Source organism: Amycolatopsis sp. NPDC004368 (genome assembly GCF_053602515.1).
The window spans coordinates 1-21,245 of the sequence record NZ_JBSGDT010000062.1; the positions used below are offsets into that span (position 1 = coordinate 1).

At 69.2% G+C, this 21,245-nt stretch carries 26 protein-coding genes and 3 pseudogenes; 22 read left to right on the top strand and 7 right to left on the bottom strand.

Annotated features, from left to right (window positions below):
* The 6 genes and pseudogenes from ACWEOE_RS40940 to ACWEOE_RS40965 all read left to right on the top strand — a co-directional run.
* On the top strand, positions 1-929 hold a 929-nt coding region (locus ACWEOE_RS40940; protein ID WP_452019041.1), incomplete at its 5' end, for an SDR family oxidoreductase.
* A 156-nt stretch (positions 930-1,085) separates the two neighbouring features.
* On the top strand, positions 1,086-1,673 hold the full coding sequence (locus ACWEOE_RS40945; RefSeq protein ID WP_452019043.1) for a TetR/AcrR family transcriptional regulator: 588 nt from the start codon (positions 1,086-1,088) through the stop codon (positions 1,671-1,673).
* A gap of 69 nt (positions 1,674-1,742) precedes the next feature.
* Positions 1,743-2,024, top strand: coding sequence for a tautomerase family protein (locus ACWEOE_RS40950; RefSeq protein ID WP_452019045.1), 282 nt, complete (start codon positions 1,743-1,745; stop codon positions 2,022-2,024).
* A 141-nt stretch (positions 2,025-2,165) separates the two neighbouring features.
* Positions 2,166-2,360: pseudogene (locus ACWEOE_RS40955) on the top strand (alcohol dehydrogenase catalytic domain-containing protein); the annotation flags it as partial.
* A 76-nt stretch (positions 2,361-2,436) separates the two neighbouring features.
* Entirely contained in the window at positions 2,437-3,099 is a 663-nt protein-coding gene (locus ACWEOE_RS40960; RefSeq protein ID WP_452019085.1) for a zinc-binding dehydrogenase, read from the top strand.
* 294 nt (positions 3,100-3,393) lie between these two features.
* Entirely contained in the window at positions 3,394-4,422 is a 1,029-nt protein-coding gene (locus ACWEOE_RS40965; RefSeq protein ID WP_452019047.1) for an acyclic terpene utilization AtuA family protein, read from the top strand.
* A 146-nt stretch (positions 4,423-4,568) separates the two neighbouring features.
* Here ACWEOE_RS40965 and ACWEOE_RS40970 read toward each other — a convergent pair whose 3' ends face one another.
* Both ACWEOE_RS40970 and ACWEOE_RS40975 read right to left on the bottom strand, forming a co-directional pair.
* The gene (locus ACWEOE_RS40970) at positions 4,569-4,745 is read right to left on the bottom strand and encodes a zinc-binding dehydrogenase (RefSeq protein ID WP_452019087.1); all 177 of its coding nucleotides are present in this window, start codon (positions 4,743-4,745) and stop codon (positions 4,569-4,571) included.
* 89 nt (positions 4,746-4,834) lie between these two features.
* Positions 4,835-5,590: pseudogene (locus ACWEOE_RS40975) on the bottom strand (zinc-dependent alcohol dehydrogenase family protein); the annotation flags it as partial.
* 190 nt (positions 5,591-5,780) lie between these two features.
* On the opposite strand from ACWEOE_RS40975, the gene ACWEOE_RS40980 reads away from it, so the two are divergent.
* The 6 genes and pseudogenes from ACWEOE_RS40980 (at position 5,781) to ACWEOE_RS41005 (ending at position 9,546) form a co-directional block, all read left to right on the top strand.
* A complete protein-coding gene (locus ACWEOE_RS40980) occupies positions 5,781-6,368 on the top strand; it encodes a TetR/AcrR family transcriptional regulator (RefSeq protein ID WP_452019049.1) in 588 nt (195 codons plus the stop codon).
* Positions 6,369-6,635: 267 nt separating this feature from the next.
* On the top strand, positions 6,636-7,403 hold the full coding sequence (locus tag ACWEOE_RS40985; RefSeq protein ID WP_452019051.1) for an SDR family oxidoreductase: 768 nt from the start codon (positions 6,636-6,638) through the stop codon (positions 7,401-7,403).
* A 14-nt stretch (positions 7,404-7,417) separates the two neighbouring features.
* Positions 7,418-7,963, top strand: a pseudogene (locus ACWEOE_RS40990) (patatin-like phospholipase family protein); the annotation flags it as partial.
* 22 nt (positions 7,964-7,985) lie between these two features.
* Positions 7,986-8,195 (top strand): hypothetical protein, encoded by a 210-nt coding sequence (locus ACWEOE_RS40995; protein ID WP_452019091.1) that lies wholly within the window; start codon positions 7,986-7,988, stop codon positions 8,193-8,195.
* A gap of 53 nt (positions 8,196-8,248) precedes the next feature.
* Positions 8,249-9,151, top strand: a complete 903-nt coding sequence (locus tag ACWEOE_RS41000) for an alpha/beta fold hydrolase (RefSeq protein ID WP_452019089.1) — start codon at positions 8,249-8,251, stop codon at positions 9,149-9,151.
* Between the two features lie 113 nt (positions 9,152-9,264).
* Positions 9,265-9,546: a hypothetical protein gene (locus ACWEOE_RS41005; RefSeq protein WP_452019053.1), complete on the top strand. Its 282-nt coding sequence runs from the start codon at positions 9,265-9,267 to the stop codon at positions 9,544-9,546.
* A gap of 431 nt (positions 9,547-9,977) precedes the next feature.
* Here the strand turns inward: ACWEOE_RS41005 and ACWEOE_RS41010 are convergent, their stop codons facing one another.
* Positions 9,978-10,496: a hypothetical protein gene (locus tag ACWEOE_RS41010; RefSeq protein WP_452019055.1), complete on the bottom strand. Its 519-nt coding sequence runs from the start codon at positions 10,494-10,496 to the stop codon at positions 9,978-9,980.
* A 224-nt stretch (positions 10,497-10,720) separates the two neighbouring features.
* Between ACWEOE_RS41010 and ACWEOE_RS41015 the strand changes: the two genes are divergently transcribed.
* The 4 genes from ACWEOE_RS41015 (at position 10,721) to ACWEOE_RS41030 (ending at position 14,250) form a co-directional block, all read left to right on the top strand.
* Complete coding sequence (locus tag ACWEOE_RS41015; protein ID WP_452019057.1) at positions 10,721-10,849, top strand: hypothetical protein; 129 nt, start codon at positions 10,721-10,723, stop codon at positions 10,847-10,849.
* A gap of 32 nt (positions 10,850-10,881) precedes the next feature.
* Complete coding sequence (locus ACWEOE_RS41020; RefSeq protein ID WP_452019059.1) at positions 10,882-11,787, top strand: NmrA family NAD(P)-binding protein; 906 nt, start codon at positions 10,882-10,884, stop codon at positions 11,785-11,787.
* Positions 11,788-11,815: 28 nt separating this feature from the next.
* Positions 11,816-12,730 carry an alpha/beta hydrolase fold domain-containing protein gene (locus tag ACWEOE_RS41025; RefSeq protein WP_452019061.1) on the top strand — a complete coding sequence of 305 codons (915 nt, stop codon included), beginning with the start codon at positions 11,816-11,818 and terminating at the stop codon, positions 12,728-12,730.
* Between the two features lie 80 nt (positions 12,731-12,810).
* The gene (locus ACWEOE_RS41030; protein ID WP_452019063.1) at positions 12,811-14,250 is read left to right on the top strand and encodes an MFS transporter; all 1,440 of its coding nucleotides are present in this window, start codon (positions 12,811-12,813) and stop codon (positions 14,248-14,250) included.
* Between the two features lie 101 nt (positions 14,251-14,351).
* Here the strand turns inward: ACWEOE_RS41030 and ACWEOE_RS41035 are convergent, their stop codons facing one another.
* Positions 14,352-14,837 (bottom strand): LLM class flavin-dependent oxidoreductase, encoded by a 486-nt coding sequence (locus tag ACWEOE_RS41035; protein WP_452019065.1) that lies wholly within the window; start codon positions 14,835-14,837, stop codon positions 14,352-14,354.
* A gap of 249 nt (positions 14,838-15,086) precedes the next feature.
* On the opposite strand from ACWEOE_RS41035, the gene ACWEOE_RS41040 reads away from it, so the two are divergent.
* A complete protein-coding gene (locus ACWEOE_RS41040; RefSeq protein ID WP_452019067.1) occupies positions 15,087-15,761 on the top strand; it encodes a hypothetical protein in 675 nt (224 codons plus the stop codon).
* Here ACWEOE_RS41040 and ACWEOE_RS41045 read toward each other — a convergent pair.
* Positions 15,680-16,198, bottom strand: a complete 519-nt coding sequence (locus ACWEOE_RS41045; protein WP_452019069.1) for a winged helix-turn-helix transcriptional regulator — start codon at positions 16,196-16,198, stop codon at positions 15,680-15,682. The two genes, ACWEOE_RS41040 and ACWEOE_RS41045, sit on opposite strands and share 82 nt — an antisense overlap.
* A 239-nt stretch (positions 16,199-16,437) precedes the next feature.
* Positions 16,438-17,127: a CGNR zinc finger domain-containing protein gene (locus ACWEOE_RS41050; protein ID WP_452019071.1), complete on the bottom strand. Its 690-nt coding sequence runs from the start codon at positions 17,125-17,127 to the stop codon at positions 16,438-16,440.
* Between the two features lie 575 nt (positions 17,128-17,702).
* Here ACWEOE_RS41050 and ACWEOE_RS41055 point away from each other — a divergent pair.
* Entirely contained in the window at positions 17,703-17,939 is a 237-nt protein-coding gene (locus tag ACWEOE_RS41055; RefSeq protein WP_452019073.1) for a hypothetical protein, read from the top strand.
* 269 nt (positions 17,940-18,208) lie between these two features.
* Here the strand turns inward: ACWEOE_RS41055 and ACWEOE_RS41060 are convergent, their stop codons facing one another.
* Complete coding sequence (locus ACWEOE_RS41060; protein ID WP_452019075.1) at positions 18,209-18,520, bottom strand: MerR family transcriptional regulator; 312 nt, start codon at positions 18,518-18,520, stop codon at positions 18,209-18,211.
* Positions 18,521-19,368: 848 nt separating this feature from the next.
* Here ACWEOE_RS41060 and ACWEOE_RS41065 point away from each other — a divergent pair.
* The 4 genes from ACWEOE_RS41065 (at position 19,369) to ACWEOE_RS41080 (ending at position 21,154) form a co-directional block, all read left to right on the top strand.
* The gene (locus tag ACWEOE_RS41065) at positions 19,369-19,800 is read left to right on the top strand and encodes an Hsp20/alpha crystallin family protein (protein ID WP_452019077.1); all 432 of its coding nucleotides are present in this window, start codon (positions 19,369-19,371) and stop codon (positions 19,798-19,800) included.
* A 190-nt stretch (positions 19,801-19,990) separates the two neighbouring features.
* A complete protein-coding gene (locus tag ACWEOE_RS41070) occupies positions 19,991-20,377 on the top strand; it encodes a hypothetical protein (protein ID WP_452019079.1) in 387 nt (128 codons plus the stop codon).
* A complete protein-coding gene (locus ACWEOE_RS41075; protein ID WP_452019081.1) occupies positions 20,374-20,718 on the top strand; it encodes a J domain-containing protein in 345 nt (114 codons plus the stop codon). The genes ACWEOE_RS41070 and ACWEOE_RS41075 overlap by 4 nt, the downstream gene beginning before the upstream one ends.
* Before the next feature lie 247 nt (positions 20,719-20,965).
* Positions 20,966-21,154, top strand: coding sequence for a hypothetical protein (locus ACWEOE_RS41080; RefSeq protein ID WP_452019083.1), 189 nt, complete (start codon positions 20,966-20,968; stop codon positions 21,152-21,154).
* The last annotated feature ends 91 nt before the right edge of the window (positions 21,155-21,245 follow it).

Here is a 21,245-nt window from a genome sequence, read left to right on the forward strand (position 1 = left end):
AGCTGGGCACGGTCTCGACCTCACAAGCGTCCTCGGTGGTTTGCCTGAAGCGTCGCACCCGCGGCTGCCCGTGCCGAACCGATGTCCGGATCTGTGGGAACCCGGTCGGTTTTCGCTCTGCAGCACAGTCCACCACTCCCGGAAGACTGGTCGGCGAGCTCGATGTCGTCGTGGAGCAGCGAAGGTGGGAACAGGTCGTGAAGTTCGCAGTAATCGGCGGGACCGGGCTGATCGGGTCGCAAGTGGTGGAGGACTTGAGGGCGGCAGGGCACGACGCCGTGCCGCATTCGAGGTCCACCGGGGTCGACACCATCACCGGAGAGGGTGTGGAGGAGTCACTGGTCGGCGCTGACGTGGTCGTCGACCTGACCAATTCCCCGACCTTCGACGCGGCCTCGCTCGCGTTCTTCCAGACCTCGACGGGCAACCTCTTGGCCGCGGCCGAGAAGGCCGGCATCGGGCACTTCGTCATCCTGTCGATCGTCGGCGTCGATCAGGTACCGGGGCTTGACTACTATCGCGCCAAGACGCTGCAGGAGGATCTGCTCAAAGCTGGTCCGGTTCCGTATTCCATCGTCCGGGCTACCCAGTTCATGGAGTTCATCGACTCGGTTCTGTCTTGGACCGCCGACGAAAACACCGTCCGCCTGCCGGTGACACCGCTGCAGCCCGTCGCAGCGGCTGATGTTGCCGCCACCGTCGCGGAGGTCGCCGCCGGCGCGCCTCTGAACGGAACCCTCGACCTGGGCGGCCCGGACACCTACCCGCTGAACGAGTTGGGTCGCATCACCCTTGCCGCCAAAGGTGACCGCCGCACGGTGACGGTCGACGACAACGCAGGCATATTCAGCGCCGTAACGGACGCCGTCCTCACCACCAAGGACGGGGCCCGCATCGCTCCCACTCGCTACGCGGACTGGCTGAAGTAGTCCAGCGGGAAGCAGTCGCAACTGAGGCCGGCCCCGGCGCCCAGCTCGGGGTTGTGTTCGCCGGTCGGAGCCCCTGAGTGGTCAGCCCTGCTAGAATACGAACAGTTCTGTTCGATTAAGCAGTTCCGGTGAGGGGTCTGTGCCGTGGTGACGCGGGTGCGCAAGACGAAGTCGGTGGACCGGATCCTGGATGCTGCCGCCGAGTTGTTCTACCTGCACGGGCTGCGGGGGGTCGGCGTCGAACAGGTCATCGAGCGGTCCGGGGTTGCCAAGTCGACTTTGTACGTCCACTTCCGCACGAAGGAGGACCTCGTCGCGGCGTATTTGCGGCGGACCGACGAGTCGTGGCGCGCGCGCCTGCGTGCCGCCGCGGAGGCAGCCGGCCCGGCGGCGGCCGACCAACTGGTTGGGGTTTTCGACGCGCTGCTCGACGCGTTCGACCGGCACGGCTTCTTCGGCTGCCCGTTCATCAGCGCCGCCGTCGAGACCACTTTGGATTCCGAGGCGCGGGCGATCACCATCCAGCACACCGAACGGCGGCAGGCGTGGCTCGCCGAGCTGTGCGAGCAAGCGGGCGCGCCGGACGCGCACGGGCTGGCGCAGCAGATCGGCCTGCTCATCGACGGCGCGCTCGCTTCCGGGCGGCTGCTGCAGGACCAGACCGTCGTCGACGGGGCGAAGGCTGCGGCCGGGCGCCTCATCGGAAGCCATCTCGCCGCCGACCAGCCGACCGCAGTCATCTGACAGATCCGTGCGCCTCGGTGCCCCGGCACGCGGTGAGCCGCATCAACTCACCGCGAAAGGGCCACCGTCATGCCGTTCGTCGACGTCAAGCTCGTCGAGGGTTGTTCCACCGAGGAGGAGAAGCACGCGCTGGCCGCGGCTCTCACCGACGTGATGGTGAAGCCCGAGGGATCTGAAGCCTTCCGTGCGTTGGGTCTTGATCGAGGAACTGCGCACCGACGGCTGGCACGTGGGGGGCGCCCCGTCCGTGGCGCCGCGTCGCTCCTGGGCAACGGCTCGCCGGTGACGCTTGAAACCGGCGTTCCGGTGACGAAGTGCCACTGTGGAGACCTCGGTCACAGTTGGGCTTAATCGAACGTACTCGTCTGTTCGATTAAGCAAGGGATATGGAGCCGGCGGAAGCGCTCCGGACGTCGGACATCGAGCAGGAGCGAGACTTCAATGCGAGCGGTCGTACTTGAGGAATTCGGGAAACCCTTGCAGTTGCGGGAGATGCGCAACCCCGAACCGGGGCCGGGACAGGTTCTGGTGCACGTCAAGGCCAGCGGCGTCAACCCGTTGGACTTGAAGATCGCGGCGGGACAGGCCGCGCACGCCCAGCGGGAGTTGCCGGCGGTGCCGGGAATGGACCTGGCCGGCGTGGTCGGCCGGGTGGGGGAAGGCGTCACCGGGTTCGTGCCCGGTGACGAGGTCTACGGCCTCACCGGCGGGGTCGGGAAGCTTCAGGGTTCTCTCTCTCGCCGAGGCCGTCGCCGTGGACGCGATGCTGCTGGCGCACAAGCCGCGATCACTGAGCTTCCGCGAAGCGGCGGTGCTGCCGCTGGTCGTCATCACTGCCTGGGAAGGGTTGGTCGACCGGGCGCGGGTCGCGGCGGGGCACAAGGTGCTCGTGCACGGCGGTGCGGGCGGTGTCGGGCACGTCGCCATCCAGATCGCACGGGCGCGCGGCGCCGAGGTCTTCGCCACCGGCGCCCCGCACAAGCTCGCCTCGATCGAAGCGCTGGGCGCCGCGGGGATCGACTACCGGACGCCGGTTGACGAATACGTCGAGAAGTACACCGACGGCGAAGGCTTCGACATCGTCTACGACACCGTCGGTGGTCCTGTGCTCGACGCGTCCTTCGCCGCGGCGCGCTACTACACCGGCCATGTGGTCAGCTCGCTCGGCTGGGGCACGCATCCGCTGGCACCGTTGTCATTCCGTGGCGCCACCTACTCAGGGGTGTTCACGCTCCTGCCGATGCTCACCGGGCGCGGCCGGGGCCACCACGGCGACATTGCGGAGGCCGCCGCCGCGCTCGTCGACCACGGCGAGCTCACGCCGCTGGTGGACCCGCGGCGGTTCACGCTCGACACCGTCGCAGACGCCCACGCGCTGGTCCAGAGCGGCGCTGCGGCGGGCAAAGTCGTCGTCGACGTCGCCTGATCCGCCGGAGGTGGCCGCCTGGCGGTGAGCGTTCGCGCAGCGCAGCGGTGGTAGATCCGGCTGGTGCGGTGTATGCACTGCCATCTTGCGCCGGCAGTGCATACACCGCACCCGGCCGCGAACGCGAACGTCCACTTCGGTTACCTTAGGTCCCGCCGAGGCCCGTGCGGATCTCCGCTTTGCGGCGCGCCCCTTTCGCTTTGACCTTGAGCGTGTCCGAGACGCTGTCCGGCGCGATCACGCCGGCGATACCGACGGGCGCCGGTCAGCAGTCTGGCGTCGGGCCAGGATCGGGTGCGCATCAGCGGCACGCGGGGCAGTGCACCCGGCGACCAGCTGAAGGTGGCCCTGAACTACGACGGCGGCTACCGCAACACGATGACCCTGGTGATCACCGGCACCCGGATCGAGGAGAAGGCCGCGTGGGCCGAGCAGCAGTTGTTCGAGCTGCTCGGCGGCAAGGAACAGTTCGCCGAGTCCGATGTGGCCCTGCTGCGCTTCGACCACCCGGACGCACCCGTGAACGCCGAAGCCACGGCCTACCTGAGAATCACGGTCAAGGACCCGGACGCGGCCAAAGTGGGCCGGCACTTCTCCAACGCCACCGTGGAACTGGCGCTGGGCAGCTTCCCCGGCTTCCACACCACGACCCCGCCGTCCGCAGGGAGCAACTTCGGCGTCTACTGGCCGACGCTGATTCCGGCGGCCGAAGTCCAGCACCGCGTCACCCTGCCGGACGGCACCCTGCGCGTGATCCCGCACCCACAGCCCGGCCCGCTGGCCGGCCGGACGCGCCCCACCGCGGCGAATCCCGCCGTGTCCCAGCCGCCGGTGTTCGCCGGCCCGATCCGGCGCGTGGCCTTGGGCGACGTGGCGGGCGCGCGCTCCGGTGACAAGGGCGGCAACGCCAACGTCGGCCTCTGGACCCGGACCGACGCGGAGTACGACTGGCTCCGGCACTACCTCGACGAAGACCGATTCCGGGCACTGCTGCCCGAAGCGGCCGCCCTCGAAATTCGGCGCTACGACTTGCCCAACCTGCGCGCGCTCAACTTCGTGGTGGTCGGTCTCCTCGGCGAGGGCGTGGCCGCGTCGGCCCGTCCCGATCCGCAGGCAAAAGGTCTCGGCGAGTACCTGCGCAGCCGGACCGTCGAAGCCCCGGAAGAGGTTCTCCGCCGGCCGCCGGCCGAGGCGCGCTCGGCTGGTCTCCCGGGTGAGGCGAACGGCCCGACCGGCGTGGAGGCCGGGACCCGGCACGGAATCGACGACGAGCGGTTCGGCGTGATGATCGATGGCGGCCGGGCGCGAACGGGTCGTCGCTGAACAGGCGGCGGGTCACGCCTCTGGCCAAGTAGTCCGCAGACCCCGCGCGGCTGATCGACGCTGGGACTACGCGGGCGAGCATCGGAGCGTGGAAAAGGCGATCGCGCCCGTCGGCAGGCGGGTGCGATCGCACGGCGGCTGTCGGGTCAGCCGGCCGCAGGGCCGCTGGGGGAGAGGGCGACGACGATCTTGCCGACCTGGCCATTGCTTTCCAAGTAGCGGTGCGCCTCGGCGAAGTCCTCCAGCGGGAAGACCTTGTCGATGACAGGAACGAGGTCGCCATCGGTGATGCCCTTGCGGATGTGGTCGACGGCGGCGGCCAGGCGGCGCCGGTCGGTCGGTCGGTCGCGAGTTCCATCACGCCGAAGCCGCGCACGGTGAGCCGCTTGAGCAGCAGCTCCAGCACGTTCACGGTGGCCGGGGCGAAGTCGAGTGCGCCGTAGATGACGACGGTCGCACCCGGGGCGGCGGCCGAGATCAACGCGGGGAGGGTGGCGCCACCGACGGAGTCGAAGACGACCGGCGCGCCGCGGCCGTCGGTCAGTTCCTGGACGCGGGCGACGACGTCTTCCTCGGTGGTGGCAATGACCACGTCGGCACCGGCGTCCAGCAGTTGCTGCCGCTTCGCGCTGGTGCGGGTGAGCGCGACGGCTTTCGCGCCCTCCCGCTTGGCCAGCTGGATGGCCGCGAGGCCGACGCTGCTGGATGCGGCGGAGATCACCACGGTGTCACCGGGTTGCGTGTGCGCGATGTCGACGAGGCCGCCGTACGCAGTGATGTACTGCATCCACGCCGAGGCCGCCTGCTCGAAGGAAAGCTCTTCCGGGTGTGCCACGACTACGTTCGCGGGCGCGCGGACCTGTTCCCCGTGCATCGGGTACTCGAGCAGGTCGAAGCCCGGCACCACGCTGACGGCCTGGCCGACGTGGAACTCGGTGACGCCGTCACCGACGGCCGCGACCACGCCGCCGACCTCGAAGCCCAAACCAGAGGGCAGGGCCGGGGCGACACCGTACTGTCCTCGGCGGAACAGCGAATCCGCGCGGTTGAGCCCCCACGCGCGGGCCTCGATCAGGACCTCACCGGCCCGCGGCGTCGGGTCGGGAACCTCTTCGAGCTTCAACACTTCGGGGCCGCCGAGTTCGTGGAAGCGGACGGTTCGGTTCACGGTGTTTCTCCTCGGGAATAGGGGCGGCCGGGTATCCGGGCGAGCCTGAGGCGGGAGAGGCCGATGCGCACGAACGGCATCGTGCTGGTCCCCCGCCCGCGAACCCTCGCCCGATTATGTCGTTCGACACAGGACAGAGTGCAACCCAATATGTCGTCCGTCATACAGGTAATAGCGCTACACTCTCCTCATGGCTCGACGTTCAGACACCAAGCAGCGGATGGTCGGGGCTGCCCGCCAGCTGATCCGCGAACACGGGTTCCACTCCATGGCGCTGTCCGACGTGGTCGAGCGCAGCGCGTCCCCCCGCGGGTCGGTCTACTACCACTTCCCCCAGGGCAAGGTGCAGATGGCCGCCGAGGCGGCCGAGGCTCACACGCGTGAGCAGGTCGACCTGATCACCGCGCTCGCAGGGGAGGCGTCCGCGCCTGAGGACCTGGTCCGGGCCTACGTCGAGGCGGCTCGCGAAGGGATGCTGACCAGCGATTACGGTCGTGGGTGCACCATTGCGCCCCTCGTGCTCGAGGTCGGCCAGGCTTCGGAAGAGCTCGGTGCTGCCAGTCGGCGCGCGTTTCTCCTCATGGTCGAGACCATGGCGCTTCGGTTGGTGGTGCTCGGCGCCGATCCCGCCGACGCCCACGAGCTGGCCCACGCCACGGTCGCGGGGGTCGAGGGAGCGATGGTCACCTCGCGGGCCCTGCGCAGCCCCGAGCCGTTCGACGCGGTCCGCGACACCGTGGCCGACCGCGCTCGAATGCTCGCGGCCGCCCGCGGCTGATCGCCAGGGTCGGCTTCATCACTCGAAAGATGCCTTCAAATTATGTCGCTCAGTATATATAGCTGCTAGCCTTCGTGGAGGCACACCGATACGTTCGCCGACCGACAGTCGCCGGAACGGCTTCGACACCCCCGTCCGGCGCGGTCCACAGAGGACTGACGCGCCATCCGGTCGTCCAGTGGGAACCCAGCCGGACGGTCGCCTGCTCGCTGCGGTGTGTTCTCTGCCGTCCGATCAGCAACAACTCAGCAAGCAGGAGATTTTGAGATGTCTTCGATCCTCATCACCGGCGCGTCACAGGGCATCGGCCGGGCCATGGCGCTGGAACTGGCCGAGCGCGGTCACCGGGTGATCGGCACCGCGCGCAACCCGGACAACCTGGCCGACCTGCCCATCGCCGAGCGGTTGCGGCTGGACGTGACCGATCAGTCCAGTGTGGACGCCGCGCTCGCCGCGGCCGGCGAGATCGACGTCGTGATCAACAACGCCGGCGAGACCATGCGTGCTCCCCTGGAGAGTGTGCCTGTGTCCGAGGTGGCCCGCCTGTTCGACTTGAACACGCTGGGCGCGCTGCGGGTCGTGCAGGCCGCTCTGCCCGGCATGCGCGAGCGCGGGTCCGGCCACCTGGTGTTCCTGTCCAGCATCCAGGGCCGGATGGTGCTGCCGATCATCGGCCCGTACGGCATGAGCAAGTGGGCGGTCGAAGCCATGGCCGAAGTGCTCGCGATCGAGGCCGGGCACTTCGGTGTGAAGGTCAGCTTGATCCAGCCTGGTGTGGTGGCCACGAACGGTGGCGCCAAGGCGAAGCTGTACCGCTCCGAAGACGACCCGTACGGTCCGCTGTTCGACGAGCTGGTGAAGACCCGCGGCGAGGTCGTGACCCCGGAGGAAGTCGCCTCGATCGTGGCCGACACGATCGAGCAGGACAACCCGTCACTGCGCGTGCCGGCCGGGGCGAGCGCGGTCAAGCTCCTGGCGCAGCGCAAGAAGACGCCCGAAGACGAAGTCTTTTTCCCCTTCGACATCAACTGGTGAAAGGCTTTTCTCCCGTGGATGGGATTCCGAAGGCGCTGGTCCTGGGTGGTGGAGGACCCGTCGGTGCCTCGTGGGAGGCCGCGCTGCTCCTCGAGCTCACCGCCGCGGGATTTTCGGCCGCCGAGTGCGAGGTCGTGGTGGGCACGTCGGCCGGCGCGCTCGTCGGCGCCTGGCTGACGATGCGGCCCGACGGTCTCGCGGGGCTGCCCGATCTGATGCGCGAACGGGCGGCCTGGCACGCGGAGCGCGCAGCGGGCGGTCGCAGCGACCGCGACAAGCTCAGACACCTGCTGAGCGAGAAGCCCGGTGCCGGCGGGTCTTCCATGCTGGCGCTCGCGAAGGCCGCGGTCGAGGCGGAGTCGCCACTGTCGGCCGCCGAAGCCGAAGATCTGTGGAGGTTCGGCGCACCCGGGGGTTCGTGGCCGCGAAACCTGGCGATGGTGAGCGTGGACGTCGGCACCGGTGATGCGCGCACGTGGTCGGCCACCGACCGCCTCCCGGTCGCGTTGGGCATCGCGTGCTCCACCGCGGCTCCGGGGGTCGCACCGGCCGTCGACATGGGCGGGGGGCAAAGTTCTGATCGTGGCCTGCCGGCCGATGGACGACATCGCGCGCGAGGAAGCCTTCCTCACCGAGCACGGCTTCGACGTGCAGGTGCTCGTCTCGGAGTCCTACTACCAGCAGCCGTCCGACTTGCTCGACGCGCGGTTCATCGACGTGGCGACGGAAGCGGCCGCGCAGCAGGCGCGCGAGGTTGCGGAGGGCCTGACCAGATGGTGGAACGAGCAGTAGCAGTCCGGCGGGGCGAATCCGCGACCTGTCCGAACCTTCCCGAGGAGCACCAGATGCGCAGAGGTACTCGCCTGGCCCGGATCGTCGCCGCCGCGACCGCGCTGGCCGCCGGTGCCGTGTTCGCCGCGGTGCCGTCGTCGGCGGCGACGCAGCAGTCAGGGCACTCGCAGCAGTCAGGGCACTCGCAACAGACAGGGCCCGAGCTACCGGCGGCGCACGGCCAACCGGCACGGCACCAGCGGCCGGTACCGGCAAAGCCGACGATCGTGCTGGTGCACGGGGCGTTCGCCGACACGTCGAGCTGGAACGGCGAGATCACCCGGCTCGAACAGCGTGGTTACCCCGTGATCGCCGCCGCCACTCCGCTGCGCGGAGTCGCGTCCGACGCGGCCTACGTCAGGGCTCTGGTCGACAGCGTCGGTGGTCCGGTCGTGCTGGTCGCGCACTCGTACGGCGGTTCGGTGATCACCGCCGCGGCGCGGAACGACCCCCGGGTGCGGGCGTTGGTCTACATCGCGAGCTTTCTCCCGGATCAGGGCGAGAACGCGCTGGACATCACGAAGAAGTTCCCGGGCAGCACCCTCAGCGCGTCCTTGCGGCAGGTCACCCTTCCCGACGGCGAGACCGACCTCTACGTGCGGCAGGACCTCTTCCCGGCGTTGTTCGCCGCCGACATCCCGCTGGCACAGGCCCGGCAGATGGCCGCCGGGCAGCGTCCCGTCACGGCGTCGGCGGTCAGCGAGGTGTCGGGTGTGCCCGCGTGGAAGGACGTACCGGTGTGGGACCTGATCCCGACGGCGGACAACAGCATCCCGTTCGCCGCGCAGGAATTCATGGCCGAGCGCGCACACGCGCACACGGTCGTGGTGCCAGGCGCCGCGCACGACGTGTACGTGTCACAGCCCGGCAAGGTCACGGACCTCATCGTCAGCGCCGCCGACGCGACGAGCAAGTGACTCGGAGCGCGAGGCAGCCCTGGTCTCCTCGGCCGGGGTCGCCCCGCGCGCCCGGCACAGCCGGGTAAGGCCAGTGCCTGAGGCGGCGGCTGCCCTGATGCCAGTCTTCGTGCTTGTCGACGTGCGACTCGTACGAGGCCGTACACCCGCAACTGCGGGCGCTCGCGCAGGCCGTCCGGCGGGTCGACGTGCAGGATCGGGGTACCGACGTCCCTGCCGGTCAACGCGCGGGCGGCGTCCGTTTCGGCACGGCTCTGCGCGTCCCACGACTCGTCGAACAGCGCGTCGGCGTCATCGCGCCAGGGCTGGATGTCGAAGATGTGGGACCGAACGACTTCTGCAACGACTTCGACGTCAGCCAGGCGAACTGGCACACCGGATCGAGGGAGAAGTGAAGATCGGTGTCGGGTACGCCTTGCTCCTCCCTCCGCGGTTGAAGATGTTGACGAAGCCGATATTACGTCGTCTGACATACCTACACAGATGCGAAATCGGAGCACCTCGCTGTCCTTTGTTCCGGCTCCCCGTACCCGCGACGCGGTTCACCGACCGCCGGTGGATGCCGAGTACTACCTCGACCAAATCGGCGGAGCAGGGACCGGGTCTGCCGGCCGCGGCCGGCCGGAGCGCACCCGCGGACGCTGTTCCGCATTGTCCTGACTGGACTCTTGGTCTTCTGGTCAAGTACACCACGAGTGTGTACCGCTGGGTGGAGCTGATCGTCCGGGGAGCGCTCGCCAAGGCGCCGCGCGCCCTGCCGGAGCCCGATCCGCTCGTCGACCCTCTTGAAGGGCCTCGACGAGATGGCGACCGGCTTCGCGCAGCGTTACGCTGTCACGTTGCGCAGCGAGCGCACCGGATCCGGCGGCAGGCCGCGGAGGTACTTGCGCCACGGGCGAGGTGCCTCGTCCGGGGGTGGTGCACTGCTCTGGCTGCGGAAGATCGCGTCGCAGCGCCCGTCGAACCCGGTCAGGTCGTGCAGCGTCAGCCGTGCCTCGCCGCGGCTGAGCGCGGCGCTGCCGCCCGGCTGCCAGGACCAGTCCCGGCCGTGCGTCCCGAACTCGGCGTTCAGCCGGGTTTCGTTGACGGAGAGGGAAAAGCGCCCCGGGTGGTGCTCGGGCACCCAGTCCTTCGTGCGCACCCACACGTGGCAATCGCCGGCCTCGGGAACAGCGATCGTCGTGGTCGCGTCGGCGACCGGACGCCCGAGGCCGTGAGCGAGCAGGTACGAAGATCCCATCTCGGACTCGAACTGCGAATCCATCGTCCAGCCGCCGTGCTCGTCGAACCCTTCGGCTTCCACGAGCATGCCCGAAATGCTCTCGCGGGGGCGTGCGTCAGTCATCGGCGCCAGGCTCCCCTCGCCACTCAACCGGCTCGCAGCGGTTCGGCGAGCTTAGTTGCTCAACAGGACGGACTGTCAAGTGGCGTGAAGTGCACGTTCGACCTCGGGCGCGCGAGGTTCGCTCACCGAACCTGCCCGTGCTACAGTCACGATAGTTCGTTCACCAGACTTTTTCCTCAGTCGATTCGCGGGTACCGCGACGACGCCGACCCTGGAGACCGCCCATGGACCGGTTCACCGAGGCCTTCACCTTCCGGTGGGAGCACCGGGACGAAGTGGCCGAGGGGCACCCGGGCTTGCTCCGCCTCGCCGAGGCTCACGTCGACGGTGCCCGGCTGCCCGGCACCGGCTGAGCTCACGTTCTCTGCTCTACGAAGGGTTTTCCATGTCGGACGACAGGCGCTTCCTGGTCACCGGGGCAACCGGTCGGACGGGGGGAGGGGTGATCAGACTCCTGATCGAGCGCGGGCACCGCGTCCGTGCCCTGGTGCACCGCGAAGACGACCGGTCCCGGGTACTGGCTGATGCCGGTGCGGAGGTGGTCATCGCGGACCTGCGCGACCTCGAGGGGGTGAGTGCCGCGGTGGAAGGCGTGACCGGGGCGTACTTCTGTTACCCGCTCCTGCCGGGCCCGCTGGAGGCCACCGTGACGTTCGCGCAGGCCGCGACCGAAGCCGGTGTCCGGTCCGTGGTCAACATGTCGCAGCTCCCCGCGCGTCGCGAGGCCGCGAGCAACGCGGCCCGGCAGCACTGGCTGGCCGAACGTCTGCTGGACCGGACCGACCTGCTCACGACACACCTGCGCCCGACGTTTTTCGCGGAGCTGCTCGCGGTGTCGTGGAGCCTGCGTGACGGTGAAGGGTACCTGCGGCTGCCATTCGGCGACGGCCGGCACGCGCCGATCGCGGCGGCCGACCAGTCCCGCGTGATCGCGGCGGTGCTGCTCGACCCCGAGCCGCACAACCGGGCGATCTACCGGTTGCACGGCCCCGTCGAGATGGATCACCGAGGTATCGCCGAAGCTCTGGCGCGGGCGCTTAGCCACCCGGTGCACTACGAGCCGATCAGCATCGAGGAGTTCTCGGCGTCGCTGGTCGAGCGCGGCTACGACCCGCACCTGGTCCAGCACATGAGCAAGGTCGCGGTCGACTACCGCAACGGTGTTTTCGCGGGGACGAACGACATCGTCGAGAAGGTCGGCGGCCGCCCACCGCTTTCCGTCGAAGAGTTCGCCCGCGACAAGCGCGCACTTTTCGCGGCCGGCGCCCAGCGTTCCGTCCCCGCGTCCTGACGCGGGTGGCCCGACCGAGGAGTTTCCCTTGCCCCACGCGGTGAATCCCGAGCTCTCCGCCCGGTTGCCCGGGTTCCCGGACCCCGAGGCTGGTGACTCCCACGACGCTCGTGAACCGGACCTGCCCGGGGTGACCATTGAAGACTGCGAAGTACCCGGCCGACACGGCGCGCCGGCGGTGCCGGTGCGCGTGTACCGGCCGGCGCGAGGAAGCGGGCCGTGGCCGGCGGTGCTGCAACTGCACGCCGGCGGCTTCGTCACCGGCGATCTCGACACCGACCACACCACCGCCTCCGCGATCGCCGCGGCGGTGGGTGCGGTCGTGGTCTCCGTGGGCTACCGGCTCGCGCCCGAGCACCCGCACCCCGCCGCGGTCGCAGACTGCTACGGAGTGCTGTTGTGGCTGGCGGAATCCGCCGGGGACCTGGGCGTGGACCCGACGCGGATTGCGGTGTCCGGACAGGACGCCGGCGGCGGACTCGCGGCCGCGGTAGCGCTGCTCGCACGCGACTGCGGCGGCCCGGCGCCGGCGCTCCAGGTGCTCGGTTCACCGATGCTCGACGATCGGCTCGCGACCGAATGGGCGTGGGCCGCGGCGGACACTCGGGACCGGCGCCGCCACGACGCCGAGCGGCGCTGGGCCGCTTACCTCGGCACCGAGGCAGGCGGACCCCTGGTGTCCGCCTACGCGGCGCCGGCGCGCGGCGCCGACCTCGCCCGATTGCCGCCGGCCTACGTCACGGCGAGTCAGCTCGATCCGGTCCGGGACGAGGCGCTGGAGTACGCGCGCCGGCTCGCCCAGGCGAACGTGCCGGTGGAACTGCACCTCTACCCGGAGACGTTCCCTGGCGCAGCCTTCGGCGCGGTGTCCCGCCGCAGGAGCGCCGACCTGGTCGACGCGCTGCGGCGGGCATTGGCCGCGGCGCCGGCGGGAGTGCCGTGACGGGGCGGGCCGGCGCTGGTCGGCCGGCATCGGATCGGGAAGCAGAGCGTGCACGAGGAACAGCAGAAGGTGGGACGAACGTGAACGTCGAGAATCAGTCAACGGCTCAGACCGGGCGCGCGACGGTGGACCCGGAGCCGCACGCGGAGGGCCCGACGGTTGCCTTGGCGTGCGTCGCCACCGCACTGGCGATGGTGATGTTCACGTTGCCGATGAGCACGCTGGTCTCCCTGGGCAACGCCATGGGTGCGAGTGCGACGGGGCGTACGTGGATGCTCAGCGCCGCCAGCATCGGACTCGGCGCCGGCCTGCTCGTGAGCGGTGCGCTGGCCGACCGGCTGGGCCGGCGGACTGTGTTCGTGATCGGCGCCGTCGTGCAGGCGGCGTTCCTGTTCGGAGGCACCGGTTTTGCTAACCCGACGCTGTTCAGTATCGCCCGCGTCGGTCAGGGCATCGGCGCGGCGGCCCTGGTCGCGACGAGTCTGGGCTTGATCGCCCAGGTCACCCCGCACGGCCACCGGAGGGCGCGGGCCACCGGTTTCTGGGGCGCGAGCCTGGGCGGCGGCATCCTCGTCGGGCCGCTGCTGGCGTCCCTCCTCGGACCGGCCGCCGGCTGGCGCGTTCCGTACCTCGTCGTCGGAGTGCTCAGCGTCGGCCTGATCGTCTTTTTCCGGGCGCTGCCGGCCAGTCACGCCCGGCCTGCGTCGACCAGCGGCCGGATCGACTACTTCGGTGCCGCGGCGCTGATCGCCGGCCCGAGTGCGCTGCTGGCCGGGCTGGTGCTCGGCCGCGCCGGCTGGGTCCGGCCGACAGTGCTCGTGTTCCTGGTCGTGGGTGTCCTCATCATGGCCTTCTTCGTGCGGCATGAGCGGCGCACTGGATCCCCGTTGGTGGACATCAGCCTGTTCACCGACTGGCAGTTCGTCACAGTCACCATCGCCGCCTTCACCGCGGGACTCGGCGTGATCGCGCTGACGTCCTACACCCCGACGCTGGTGGAGCAGGGTCTGCGGGGCTCGTCGCTTGCCGGAGCGACGCCGTTGGTGATCTGGTCCGGGGTGAGCGTGCTCGTCTCGCTGGTCGCGCGGCACCTCCGCGGGCGCATCACCCCGGAGACCCAGCTCGCCCTGGGGCTGATCATCACCGGCGCCGGACTGGCGACGCTGGCTCCCCTGTCCGACGGCGCCACGCTGCTGCGCCTGGTTCCGGGATTCGCGATCGCCGGCGTCGGGACCGGATTGCTCAACGCCGCGCTCGGCGCCCAAGCGGTGGCCACCGTCCCCGCGCACCACGCGAGCATGGGCAGCGGTGTCAACAATACCGCTCGCTACCTCGGTTCCGGACTCGGAGTTGCGGTGGTCACGTCCACTGTGGACCCTTCGTCGCGGCAAGCCCTCCTGCATTCCTGGACGGTTCCGGTCGTGATCTGCGCGGCCATTTCCGTTGTCGTCGGCGTGGCGATCCCGGTCTACGCCCGGATTTCCCGCGCAGGTGACCGGGAAGGCGCTGTCACTCACTGACTTGACGGGGTTCGGCACCGGCACCACGCCGCCGGGTTCGAGCGGCACCGGACTTCGCCACTGCGTATCGAGCGCGACGCGGAGCCCGGTCGGCGTCGGGTTCAGGCCATCAGCTCGGCGAGCGTCCGCAGCGTCGCGGGGCTGGCCATGTCCTCGAAGGACACGTTGACGTTGGCGACCACGGTGAACGACTCGGCCGTGTGCCGCGCACCCGGCCGGCCGAACCCCTCGGCCAGCGCCGCACGGTAGTACGCGTCGAGCTGGGGGCCGGAGAACAGGACGAGCCAGCCGTCCGCGATCTCGGCAGCGAGCGCGACATTCTCAGGGCCCTGGGCACCGAGGTAGATCGGGACCTCGGGTCGGCGCGGCCGAATGTTGACGTGCAACGGTTTCCCGAGACCGGACCCCCCTTCCGCCGGGATCGTGAAGTACTCCCCGCGGAACTCGACCGGGCTTTCCCTCGCGATCACCTTCCGCACCATCTCGACGTACTCCCTCGTCCGCCGCAACGGCTTGCCGTACTCCTGCCCGCCGCGCCGGATGCGGGAAACGATCGAGATCGTCCGGCAGGTGTTCGCCGGCGACAAGGTCCGGCACAGCGAACCCGGACATCCCGATCTACGTCGCGGCGTTGATGCCGAAGATGCTCGAGCTGGCCGGCGAGCTCGCGGAAGGCTGGCTGGGCAGCAGTTTCGTGCCCGCGGGTGCGTCCGCCTCGCCCGCGCCCTCTCGTGACCCGGCACGCGCCGCTCGGTCCGGCGAGCCTGCTCGGCCGAGCGCGGATGACCGTGGGCACGACAGCGTCGCTGACGGGCGATATGTTGAGCAGTTCGGGCGTGGCGGTCTGGTCCGGCGAAGCGAACGTCACGCTCGAGCCGGCGGAACGCGCGGAAGCCGCGGGGATGTTCCTCGCGGAGTGCCGCGCGGTCGACGGGGGCGTGACCGGCACGTTCTTCGAGGCGGGTGGGCTCCTCGTCGACCTGCAGCACACGGGTGACGTCGTCGGCGAACTTCGTTCCCACACCGGATTCGCCGCGTTCGGCGCGCTCTTCGGCGAGTCGGACGGCTCCGGGTATGGCCGGCTCGCCGCGCGACTGGAAGGTTCGGTTACCGCGGCCGGCAACCAGGTCGTGCTGATCGGGCACGTGGTGCTCGCGTCGGCGTGGCGCGGTCACGGCGGGGTCGGCCGGCTCCTCGTCAGTCGAATGGTGCAGTGGCTGTGTGCCGAGCCGGGTCTGATCGCGGTGGCTCCCTTCGCGGCTACCTCCGGCCAGGAGCCGCACCACGCCCGCAGGACATGGCCTCCCTCGGTTTCCGGCCGTACGACCACCGCGTGTGGATCTTGGACCCGGCGACGTCTGACCACGACCAAGCCGTCGTCGACCTCGAAACCCGCCTGTCCGGCTGCGGTTCGCGGTGATCACGACGTTCACCGAGCGCGCAGTGGCTCCAGCAGGCGGTGCGGCTCGGCGAGGGCCTCGCTGACGAAGTCGTCGGCGTGGTCGTCGTAGCCCGGGCCGGGGAGGACGACGAGGTCGGCCGGGGCGACTGCGGTACCGCACGCGGTGCAGGACCCGTCCGGGTTGAGGAGGCCGGAATCACCCACGTGGCGGAACACCCGGCGCGGGCCGCGCTCGGAGAAGTGTTCGTCGCCCCAGGCGAGGAGGTCACGCACGACCGGCCAGAGGCCCAGGCCCTTGTCGGTGAGGACGTATTCGCGGTAACCGTGGCTGCCGAGTGTCTCCGAGAGCAGGCCGGATTCGAACAGTCCCTCAAGGCGTTCGGTCAGCACGGCACGCGACATTCCCAGGTGGGCCAGGAAATCCCCGAACCGCCGCACACCGAAAAAAGCGTCGCGCAGGATCAGCAACGTCCAGCGTTCGCCGACGATCTCAAGGCTGCGGGCCATCGAGCACTGCTGGCCCGCGTAGTACTTGGGAAGAGCCATGACTTCAGCCTACCAGGGTGAGTTCGTTGACCGAACCTTCTTCCGGTGCTCTGATCCCAGCAAGAGTCTGGTGACGAACCAGATCGCCGAGGGGATCGAGCGCCGAGGCGGCCGAGGTGTTCGGCCGCGGCCCGCTCGTGTTCCATGACGGTGTCATGCACACCCTGCCGGTCGCCGAACAGGTCGCCTGACCGGCAACCGCGGAGGCAGGCGACGGCCGGTCCCTACCGCCTGGCGAGCTACCTCGCGGCACACTCCTTCTTCCGCTCCCGGTAGGCGCGGGTGGCCATCTGACCGCTGCACGTGGGGCTGCAGTAGAGCGCCGGAGAGTTGCGCGTCTTGTCGAAGAACGCGGTGTAGCACCCGTCGTTCTTGCAAACCTTCACGCGTGACCACGCGCCGCGGGAGGCGAGGTCGGCCACAGCGGCGAGCAGGTAGGCGAAGGACCGGTCGATGCCGGTGCCGACGGGATGGAGCTCGCAGCCGTCGGCGGTCACGATGGTGGCGACAGGGAAGCGGAGCGCGGCCCGGCGGAGGTGCGCTTCCGCTTCAGCGGCCAGTGCCACGCCCTGGTTGCCGCCGACGTGCGCGCGCAAGCCGTCCACGGTGGACGCGCGCCCACGATGAACCTGACCGGCGCGGGGCTCGACCGGGTGCGCGAGCTTCGTTCGGCGATCCGCGACGCGCTGCTGCGCACCCCGGCGGAGCACCTGAGCACCCGCGTCGCCGTCACGGTGGAGGGTGGTCAGGTCCGAGCGGTCCCGCTCGGGCGCGACGACGCGTGGTTCGAGTCGGCACTGAGTACGGAACTGCGGCCGGCCCAGCAGAACGGCACCCTCCACCGACTCAAGCCATGCCACGACCCCCTGTGCCGCATAGCGTTCTTCGACCTGTCGAAGAACAACAGCAGTCTGCCACGACAAGAACAAGTGCGGCGCTCCCCTGCACGCCCGCGAATACCGGCGACGCATGCGCCACACCGCCCAGACAACCCGTCCGGACGAGGTGTAACACCACACGCCCCGGCGACGTCTCCACCGGCAACGGCACCCCTCGCGGTCGTGTGACGGGCGCCGACGAGATGTCCCCCGCACGTCTCGTCGGCTGCCCGCGCCTGCCGGCACCACGGACCCAGCAAGTTGTCCGCCCAGGTGGCACTGGAGCGAAGCGTAATCCGGATGGAGCAGCGACGGCGAGAACAGTGCAGGTCAGCGCCGTCGTGACCATGTGCCTGCCGCCAGGCCTTGTCGGACAGCAGCGCTCCCGGGACGGCGCTGCGCAGGCAGAGCGCCGAACGCGGAGAGCAAACTCGGGAATCGGTCGACGAGGTTGTCGCTGCGGGGGACGGCAGTTCCATTTTTGCCTCGAAAGACAGCGGACGGGGGCGCGGGAGCAGGCCTGCATTTTCCCCACGCCGCACTGGCACTCGTCTTCGGTCCCGGGCGGGTGTCACGCGAAGGATTCCGGGTAGCCGGTTCTCAGAAACGAGTTTCGAGGAGGAATCGTGACTGGCAGTGAAACCGACCAGGTCACAGGTACACAGGACAAGGACTACAACATCATCTGGTTTGTGGAGGCATGCCTCAGCAACGCCCTGCGGATGGAATCCTATATCGCCGATGCCGATCGCGCGGGCGACCGTGAGCTGGCCGCCTTCTTCCGCCGTGCGCAGGAGGAAAGCCGAAAGGGTGCGGAGCAGGGCAAGAAGCTGCTCGCCCAGCGGCTCGGTGCCGCGCGCTGAGACGTCGTCCGCGTCGAGCTGCCAAGCAAGGCGTCGAGAGTGCCGCGGGCATGGTGATCGACGTCCCCGGCGAGTGCAGTTGCGGGAGGGTGCACCCGGTCGCGGCTACCTCGAACACGTCCGCAGCAGACCGCCCGGCGACTGTTTCGGTAATCAGGTGTTCGGGCGAGATGCGGTGCTGATTCATGAACCCAACGTCGCCGGCGTCGTCGTTCGCACGAAGCCGCAGTGGAAGCCATGACTGTCAAGTGCGGCCTTCCGGCGTGGAGTCAGCGCCGGTCGAGTTGGGCGCGCAGGTCGTGGATCGTGTTCTCGGCGTCGGCGAGCTGGTCTTGCAGGCCGATGATGCGGGCGGCCGCGGTGAGGGTGTGGCCTTCGTCGAGTTGTTCGCGCAGCCGGACCACGAGGGTGAGCTGGCGGCGGGAGTAGCGGCGATGCCCGCCGTCCGAGCGCTGGGGGCGAACCAAGTCCGCGGCGTCCAGGCTGCGCAGGAACGCTTCCTGCACACCCAGCATCTTCGCGGTCTGCCCGGTGGTGAAGGCTGGGTAATCCTGGTCGTCGAGGTTGCCCAGATCAGCCACGTACACCTCCTTTTCGGGTCGTCACGAACGCCCCCGCCGCTCCAGATTATCTAGAGCGAACGCTTGACACAACTTGCAGTGCGCGCTATAGAAATGAAAGAGCAGTGCATGACCTGGTGCCGAACACGACGACGTTGCCGGGGAGTGATCGACGATGCCGGACACCATCCATCGCGAGGCGGTGACCAGCGGGTTCTTCGAGCTGGTCTACGCTGACGCGGCCTGGCTGCGTGCGGAGTTCGACGCGATCATGACTGCCAATTTCGGTGCCATCCCTCCCTATCTACCAACGCCCCGGCCTGGGTCCTCAGGACCGCGGCGACCTCCACGAAGCCGCCGCGCCGTCGTGACCGGCGACCGGCTGGTCGGCGTGGTGCAGGCGATCCGCGGTGGGCATCGGCAGCGTTCGCCTCCGCTCTCAGGTGCCCTTTGCGGCCGGCGAACGAGACGGTGACCTCGAAAGGCAGGTGATGCCCGCACACCCGGAGCCCTCCGTGGTTCTCTCGCCGGAAGGGGATGCCTGCTTCGGCACACGGCCGAGGAGACCTCACAGCGGTCCCGGCCCCGCGTCTCGCGGCGCACCCTTCGCGACACCCCGGCCGGCGGTACCACAGCCAGGACGGGCACCAGGGTGATCGAAGAACCGATCGCAACTGCAGTTTCGACAACGCGCATTCCGACCGAACTGGTTCCGGCCCTGCCGCCAGGTTGCGGCAGGGCCGGACCTCGACGATCACACATAGAACCACTACCGACCGCGAAGCAGGATCAGCCGCCTCCGGTCACCAGCACGCCGGTGGCGGTGCCCAGGAAAGGATGCCCAGGAAAGGAACAGAGGAGGGATGGTCATGTTGATGCGGACCGACCCGTTCCGGGAGCTGGACCGGCTGACCCAGCAGTTCTTCGGTGCCACCGGCACCACATCGCGCCCGGCGGTGATGCCCATGGATGCCTACCGGTCCGGCAACCAGTACGTGGTGCAGTTCGACCTGCCCGGTGTCGCGCCGGACTCCATCGACCTGGACGTGGAGCGCAACGTGCTCACCATCAAGGCCGAACGCAACCCGGTCTACGACGAGGGCGCCGAGGTCCAGGTGTCCGAGCGGCCGCGCGGGGTGTTCTCGCGTCAGCTGTTCCTGGGTGAGGCACTCGACGCAGATAACATCGCAGCGCACTACGAGGCGGGGGTGTTGACGCTGAGGGTGCCGATCGCCGAGCAGGCCAAGCCGCGCAAGATCGCCATCAGCGGCGCGAGTGAGGCCAAGGAGATCAACGCCTGAACGAGCCAGAGCCTGGCCGGACGTTTGGCCCCGCCCGCGCGGGCGGGGCCTGCGTCTTCGCCGACCCCGGCCCGAGCGCTGCCGATCCGGCCTCGCCGACCAGCATCGCGATGGACTGGTTCTTGACAACAGCGAGCCCTGGCCCCGGACCCCACGGCGGATCGAGCGCAGAAGGAGGTGAGCGGAAACGATGGGCACCACCGGACGCCGTTCGGCCACGATCGCCACCACGCTGGCCACGACGGCCCGTGACCTCCGGCGCGCGGTCCGCGCGGCCGACCCGACCAGGACACCTGGCCTGGCGCAGCTGCGTGACGTCGGCTGGCAGCTGATCCAGCTCACCGGCGAGCTGACCGATCTGGTGACCCTCGTGGCCGAGCACACCGGCCACCACACCCAACGCCCCGAGCAGCTTCGCCAGGTCGACGGCGCAGCGGGTACCGCGCATCTGGCCTCCGCCTGCCGGGAACTGGCCACCCTGCGGCAGGCCCTCGACACCGCCCACATCGCGGCGCGCGACTACTACACCGAAATCAGCCACGTCAACCCAACTGGTCCGCTCCGGTCCTCGCCATGAACGCCCCACACCCCGCAGAATTGCCCGACCCCTACGCGGTGCTCGGTCTGGCCTCCCACGCCAGCGCCGCCGAGATCACCGCTGCCTACCGGCGCGCCGTCCGTGACTGCCACCCCGACGCACCCCACCCGGACCGCAACCGGCTCGCGGCTGTGATCACCGCCTACCGCCAGCTCCGCGACCGCAACCCGCAGCACCCGACCGAACCGCACCGGCACTCCTCGCAAGGCTGCGACATTCACGTGCGCGTGCACCTCCGCACGACATCGGCAGAACCAGACGTGCGTGCTGGCCCTGTCCACCGCCACCCAAACCGAAAAGCCGGCGACCCACGCGGATGAGGGTGACTCGGTTTCGATCAGAACTCGGGGAGCACCAGTCTGCAAGCGCTCGCCGGTGACTCTCCATGAACCGGTTGAGCGGCCTATTGGGACACGGGCAGTTCCGTCGACGGAGGCGGACCACCACGTCGCAGTGGCGGCTGAGCATTCCCCTGGCACGCCGTGGTAATGACTGGCCCACAGCTGCGCCCTTGAGTCTTCCGGGTCGAACCTGGTTGTTCCTGGTCCGCGCGGCGTGAGGATCACGGTGCAGAATTTCACGCTGTCGGAATTTGCGAACGTGGCTGAATCCAGTGGGCGGATGGCGGTGAAATCCGAACCGTTCGTCTCTGATGAATATTGGTGGAATATCTCCGGATCAGGAGCATTCGTCGAGTTTGACGAGGAGGGCCTTATGGCTGCAGCTCAATATTCGGATCGGGCGCTTGCAGGCTAGTGTCCTGAGTCGTTAATTCGTTGGCAGTATGCGGCGAGGGTGTCGAGGATCTGGTCGGCGGTTTTGGTCCAGACGAAGGGTTTGGGGTCGT

Bases quoted from the DNA above. Each gene is read 5' to 3' on its own strand.
- ACWEOE_RS40950 (WP_452019045.1), top strand. From the start codon at position 1,743: ATGCCGTTCGTCGACGTCAAGCTCGTCGAGGGTTGTTCCACCGAGGAG.
- ACWEOE_RS40960 (WP_452019085.1), top strand. From the start codon at position 2,437: ATGCTGCTGGCGCACAAGCCGCGATCACTGAGCTTCCGCGAAGCGGCG.
- ACWEOE_RS40980 (WP_452019049.1), top strand. From the start codon at position 5,781: ATGGCTCGACGTTCAGACACCAAGCAGCGGATGGTCGGGGCTGCCCGC.
- ACWEOE_RS40985 (WP_452019051.1), top strand. From the start codon at position 6,636: ATGTCTTCGATCCTCATCACCGGCGCGTCACAGGGCATCGGCCGGGCC.
- ACWEOE_RS41000 (WP_452019089.1), top strand. From the start codon at position 8,249: ATGCGCAGAGGTACTCGCCTGGCCCGGATCGTCGCCGCCGCGACCGCG.
- ACWEOE_RS41010 (WP_452019055.1), bottom strand. From the start codon at position 10,496: ATGACTGACGCACGCCCCCGCGAGAGCATTTCGGGCATGCTCGTGGAA.
- ACWEOE_RS41015 (WP_452019057.1), top strand. From the start codon at position 10,721: ATGGACCGGTTCACCGAGGCCTTCACCTTCCGGTGGGAGCACCGGGAC.
- ACWEOE_RS41020 (WP_452019059.1), top strand. From the start codon at position 10,882: ATGTCGGACGACAGGCGCTTCCTGGTCACCGGGGCAACCGGTCGGACG.
- ACWEOE_RS41045 (WP_452019069.1), bottom strand. From the start codon at position 16,198: ATGGCTCTTCCCAAGTACTACGCGGGCCAGCAGTGCTCGATGGCCCGC.
- ACWEOE_RS41065 (WP_452019077.1), top strand. From the start codon at position 19,369: ATGTTGATGCGGACCGACCCGTTCCGGGAGCTGGACCGGCTGACCCAG.
- ACWEOE_RS41070 (WP_452019079.1), top strand. From the start codon at position 19,991: ATGGGCACCACCGGACGCCGTTCGGCCACGATCGCCACCACGCTGGCC.
- ACWEOE_RS41075 (WP_452019081.1), top strand. From the start codon at position 20,374: ATGAACGCCCCACACCCCGCAGAATTGCCCGACCCCTACGCGGTGCTC.